A 2,919-nucleotide genomic window follows, 5' to 3' on the forward strand; every position below is an offset into this window, starting at 1 on the left:
CGCCTTCCGGCGCGACGCGGCGACACCGCGCCGAAAGCACCGTCGACCAGGCGATGTAGAGCCAGAACAGGAAGATCGGCACCACCGACAAGGCCCCGTAGATGGTCTGGTAGGCCGGATATTCGCGCATGTACCAGCCGAAGATCGCCTTCGACCCTTCCAGCAGGATCGAGCCGATGGCACCGCCGCACAGGGCGTCCATCCAGAACACCTCGCGGTTCGGGATCACCAGATACAGCAAAGAGCAGCCGACCAGTTGCAGCCCGAACGGCAGCAGCATGCCGATGCCCGCCAGCGGATGGACCACGCCTTCCAGATGCGCAACTTCGAGCGCGGTCCACAGCGTGCTGGACAGCGACAGGCTGGCGCCGGCGAACAACGGAGTCAGCGACACCACCGCCCAGAAGGAGAGGATGCGCGTGACGTAGGAGCGCGGCTCCCGCACCCGCCAGACAGTGGCGAAGGATCCCTCGATGGTCCAGATCAGCAGCACCGCCGACACCGCCAATCCGATCACCCCGAAGATCGGCATCTGCCCGGCATTCGCCATGAAGCGCCCGAGATATTCCAGGATGGCGTCGCCGATCTCCGGCACCAGATTCTTGACCAGCGCGGTCTGGATCCGCAGCTGAAGGGCGCTGAAGGCCGGGAAGGCGGAGAAGATGGCGAAGCCGATGGTCATCATCGGCACGATGGCCAGCAGCGAGGTATAGGTCAGCGCCGCGGCGGTCTGGAAGCAGTTGTCGTTGTAGAAGCGCAGCATGGAATGGCCGAAGAAGCCGCCAAGCTCCCGCAGGCCGGTCAGGATGCGGCTGCGCTCCTCCTCCTCGCGGCCGGCACTGTCCTTAGGGTGAGCCATGCAAAGCCTCCTGCGGCAAGACAGCCCGCGTCGGTTTGACCGTCGGGCGCTTTCGTGTAGGATGCGCGGCACTTTTCGCGGCTGGAGCCGCGCTACATCCGTCGTTCACGAGGTTCCGATGTCCAATCCGATGCCGCTCATGGCCGGCAAGCGTGGCCTGATCATGGGCGTGGCCAACGATCGTTCGATCGCCTGGGGGATCGCCTCCACCCTGGCCCAGCACGGGGCGGAGCTTGCCTTCACCTATCAGGGCGATGCGCTGCTGAAGCGGGTGAAGCCACTGGCCGAGCAGGTCGGCGCCAAGCTCGTCCTGCCCTGCGACGTGACGGACGAGGCCAGCATCGACGCGACCTTCGCCGCCATCGAACAGGACTGGGGCGGGCTGGACTTCGTGGTTCATGCCATCGCCTTTTCCGACAAGAACGAGCTGGACGGGCTGTATCTGGACACGACGCGGGCCAACTTCCTGCGCACCATGGACATCTCCTGCTACTCCTTCACCGCGGTGGCGCAGCGCGCCGTGCCGCTGATGAAGGATGGCGGCAGCCTGCTCACTCTATCCTACTATGGCGCCGAGCGCGTCATGCCCCATTACAATGTGATGGGCGTCGCCAAGGCCGCGCTGGAGGCCAGCGTGCGCTACCTCGCCGTCGATCTGGGGGGCCGCAACATCCGTGTCAACGCCATCTCCGCCGGCCCGATCAAGACGCTGGCTGCCAGCGGCATCGGCGACTTCCGCTATATCCTGAAGTGGAACGAACTGAACGCCCCGCTGAAGCGCAACGTCACCATCCAGGAGGTCGGCGGCGCCGGCCTGTTCCTGATGTCGGATCTCGGCAGCGGCGTCACCGGCGAGGTGATGCATGTCGACAGCGGCTATCACACCGTCGGCATGGTCGCGGTGGACGAGGCGGCCGAGGTCGCCAGCCTGCTCGGCTCGCTGGGCGGCGCGCCGAAGGCCGGTTGACGGCCTGTCGGGCGGACGCCGTCGGCTGGATGGCCGGCAATGCCATCATTCGCATGACGACGGGAGGGATCGGTTCGCCGATCCCTCTTTGCGTTTGCGAAATCGGCGTTTATGATTTGAGCAATATTCTCGGATTTGGGTAATATTCATGCGCGCTCGCAAGAAAATGGACTCGGTTTCACCGATCCTTGAGCAGATCCTTTATGGCGGGTCCAGCGTGTCGATGAATCTCATCGCCATCACGCGCGAGATCCCCGAAGAGCAGCGCATGTTCAAGGCACAGGGCCTGAACAACTGCATCCTGTTCAAGTACCCGAACTTCGACGACCGCGACGACGATGGCGGCGATCCCATCGCCGAGGACGAGGAGCTGGAAGGCGGCGAGCGCCCGGTCGAGACCGGCATCTATGTGCCGCACAACGCCCGTGCGCCGGAAGCCGGCGGCATCGCCATCTATCTGCGTGGCCGCAACGCCGAATCGCTCCTGGAAGAACAGTTCGGCATCAAGCACGGACCGCAGGAAAACGGCATCATCGGCGACATGAAGATGCTGTCGATGATCGACGACGTGCCGTCGCTCGATGCCTTCCTGCTGAAAACCTGTTTCGAGGCGGAGAAGATCAACGTCGATCCGCGGCACTGGCTGATCTCCAACGAGGAGGACCACCAGCTCCGCCGCCTGATCCGCGCCCGCATCGAGCCGATCGTCCGCAAGGCGCTGTCCGGCAGCCAGGGCAGCGCCCAGAGCATCGAGCGCTTCCTGGAAGCGATCTGGAATCCCAATCTGGAAGAGGCCGGCCTGTTCGTCTCCGCCTTCGGCATCGAGCGGTCGGAGGCCGACACCATCTTCAGCGCGTGGAAGGGCACCACCTTCTACGAGTACCAGCTCCGCCGCATCGCCCCGCGCGCCCGCACCATCCTGACCTGGCTGAAGTCGCGCGAGTGCATCCCGGTCGACATCCGCATGCACAAGCCCTACGAGACCCAGCTGCTGATGCACATCGAGAAGGTGGGCAAGCTGCTGGAAACGACGCTGCTCGACATCCGCACCATCCTGTCGGACTACGAGACCTCCTTCAGCAGCTTCAGGCCG

3 protein-coding genes are annotated in these 2,919 nt (G+C 64.4%); 2 read left to right on the forward strand and 1 reads right to left on the reverse strand.

The window, feature by feature from the left end:
* On the reverse strand, nucleotides 1-859 hold an 859-nt coding region (locus I71_RS31465), incomplete at its 3' end, for a YihY family inner membrane protein (protein WP_244434172.1).
* Between the two features lie 118 nt (nucleotides 860-977).
* Here I71_RS31465 and fabI point away from each other — a divergent pair.
* Entirely contained in the window at nucleotides 978-1,826 is an 849-nt protein-coding gene (fabI, locus tag I71_RS31470; RefSeq protein WP_042703613.1) for an enoyl-ACP reductase FabI, read from the forward strand.
* Between the two features lie 166 nt (nucleotides 1,827-1,992).
* Nucleotides 1,993-2,919 (forward strand): hypothetical protein (locus tag I71_RS31475; RefSeq protein ID WP_244434173.1); only part of this gene is annotated, 927 nt, incomplete at its 3' end.

It is taken from the genome of Azospirillum sp. B506, from assembly GCF_000333595.1.
Taxonomy (GTDB): domain Bacteria; phylum Pseudomonadota; class Alphaproteobacteria; order Azospirillales; family Azospirillaceae; genus Azospirillum.

Excerpts from the sequence above, each read along its gene's own strand:
- fabI (WP_042703613.1), top strand. The coding sequence starts at position 978 with ATGTCCAATCCGATGCCGCTCATGGCCGGCAAGCGTGGCCTGATCATG.